This is a genomic window from Mesorhizobium sp. M7A.F.Ca.CA.002.04.1.1 (assembly GCF_004022805.1).
GTDB lineage: Bacteria > Pseudomonadota > Alphaproteobacteria > Rhizobiales > Rhizobiaceae > Mesorhizobium > Mesorhizobium ciceri.
This window is the reverse complement of the sequence record NZ_RZPL01000831.1, coordinates 1-2,316: the sequence shown is the minus strand read 5'-3', so window position 1 is coordinate 2,316 and position 2,316 is coordinate 1. Positions and strand designations below refer to the sequence as shown.

Annotated in this window: 2 protein-coding genes and 1 pseudogene; all 3 read left to right on the top strand. The window is 62.0% G+C overall.

The window, feature by feature from the left end; genetic code table 11:
- Positions 1-613, top strand: a 613-nt coding sequence (cpaB, locus tag ENZ75_RS29125; RefSeq protein ID WP_128278521.1) for a Flp pilus assembly protein CpaB, incomplete at its 5' end; no start/stop codon positions are given.
- A complete protein-coding gene (locus tag ENZ75_RS29120; RefSeq protein ID WP_013533683.1) occupies positions 610-2,130 on the top strand; it encodes a type II and III secretion system protein family protein in 1,521 nt (506 codons plus the stop codon). The genes cpaB and ENZ75_RS29120, both read left to right, overlap by 4 nt.
- Positions 2,131-2,144: 14 nt before the next feature.
- Positions 2,145-2,316, top strand: a pseudogene (locus tag ENZ75_RS35380) (pilus assembly protein CpaD); the annotation flags it as partial.

Genomic DNA, 2,316 nt, shown 5'->3' with positions numbered 1-2,316 from the left:
CTGGAAATCCTGGCCCGCCGACGGCGTCAACGCGAATTTCATCACCCGCACCGCCGAGCCCGAGGCGCTGGACAAGCTGAAGGGTTCCATTGCCCGTGTGGCGATGTATGCCGGAGAGCCGCTGCGGCGTTCCAAGCTGATCGGGGAGGGGCAGAGCTTCATGTCGTCGATCCTGCCTTCCGGCATGCGGGCGGTCGCCACGGCCATCTCGGCCGACACGTCGGCCGGCGGCTTCATTCTTCCCAACGATTTCGTCGACGTCATCATGACCCGCAGGGCCGATGCCGCCAGCGGTGCCGCCGGCTTCAACACCGAGACCATCCTCAAGAACATCCGCGTCCTGGCCATCGACCAGACCATTCAGGAGGACGAGGAAGGCAAGAAGACCAGGGTGGGCCAGACCGCCACGCTGGAACTGACGCCCAAGCAGGCGGAGATTATCACCGTCGCCCAGCAGATGGCGGATCGCCTGACCCTGGCGCTGCGGGCGGTCGCGGACACGCAGGAAAAGAATGTGGGTGAGGCCGACTATCTCGTTTCCGGCAATGGCCGCAGGGGAACGGTGAGGCTGATCAAGTCGGGCGAAGTTTCCGAAGTGGGAGCAAGGAAATGAAGCTAGGTGGCAAACTGCCGGCAATCGTAGCCGCGGCATTCGGCCTGCTGCTCGTCGGAACGAATGTGCAAGGCAGCGTCGTCGAGGCAAAGAACGCGCAGGTCACGGCATCGACGGCCACCCAGCGCGTCAAGCTCGGCCTCAACAAGTCGGTGGTCATCGACCTGCCGAGCGATGCCTATGACATTCTCGTCGCCAATCCGGCGGTTGCCGATGCGGTGACCCGCACCGCAAGGCGCATCTATCTGTTCGGCAAGGCGGTCGGCGAGACGAACATCTTTGTCTTCGGCCCCAATGGCGAGCAGATCGTCAGCCTGGACCTGGCCGTCGAACGCGACGTTGCCGGCCTTGAAGATTATATCAGGCGCTTCCTGCCGACGTCGGCTGTCAAGGTGGAACTGCTGAACGACAACGTCGTTCTCACAGGAACCGTGGATACCCCCCTGGATGCCAAGCGCGCCGAACAGTTGGCGAACATGTTCGTGTCGGGTGGTGAAGCGACGACGGGACAATATTCGCAGACCGCGGCTGGCGGCTCGGCCCAGAGCGGTGTCGACATCAACAATCCGGACCAGGAGCGCCGCACCAGCCAGATCGTCAACCTGATCCAGATCATTGGCGACGACCAGGTCACGCTGAAGGTCACGGTCGCCGAAGTCAGCCGCTCGGTGATGAAGCAGCTCGGCGTCAACATGGTTGGCAGCGGCGGCAGCAACGGCATTAGTTACGGCGCAATCAGCGACAACTTCACGGGTCTCGGCAAACAGCTGTCGAATTCCGGCTTTCAAATCGGCGCTTCAGGACTGCAGGCTTATGTGAACGCTATGGAGCAGTCCGGGGTGATGAAGACCTTGGCCGAGCCGACCTTGACGGCTGTGTCGGGCGAGAAGGCAACCTTCAAGGTCGGCGGTGAATACAATATGGTCACGGGTGTCTCGGCAAATGTATCGCAAGACAACCAGACCGGCCTGAAGACCTACAGCGTCGAAAAGATCGAGTACGGCATCGGCCTGGAATTCCAGCCGGTTGTGTTGTCTCCCGGCCGCATAAGTTTGAAAGTCAGGACGTCGGTTTCCGAGCCGACAACCGAGGGATCCGTATCGTTCTCCTCAGGCGTGACGAGTCCCGGCATGAATGCCCTGTCGCTGCGCAAGCGCCTTGCCGACACAACGGTGGAATTGCCATCCGGTGGCTCCATGATGATCGCCGGCCTGGTTCGCGACGATGTCAGGCAAGCCGTCAACGGATTGCCTGGATTGACAAAGATCCCGGTGCTTGGCGCGCTCTTCCGCAGCAGGGATTTCGTGCGAAACGAGACCGAGCTCGTCATCATCATCACGCCCTATCTGGTTAAGCCGGTGGCGCGCAACGACCTTGCCAAGCCGGACGACAATTTCAACGCCGCCAGCGATGGCGCCGGCATGTTCCTTGGCCGCGTCAATCGCGTCTACGGCACCATGCAGACCGACAAGCCCAATGGCCGCTACCACGGCGTTGTCGGCTTCATCTACAAGTAAGCGGGGAAGCGGACATGTCTCAGTCAGCATTGAAGGCAAGCACCATCGCCGCAACGACCCGTCTCGGCCGTTCACGGGTCTGCCGGCGAGCCGTTCCTGTCCTGGCGGTTGCGGTGGCGGCGCTGCTCGCCGGCTGCGCCCAGCGCGACAGCATCACGGTCGGCGCCATTCCGGACGATTACCGCA

Bases quoted from the DNA above. Each gene is read 5' to 3' on its own strand.
- ENZ75_RS29120 (WP_013533683.1), top strand. From the start codon at position 610: ATGAAGCTAGGTGGCAAACTGCCGGCAATCGTAGCCGCGGCATTCGGC.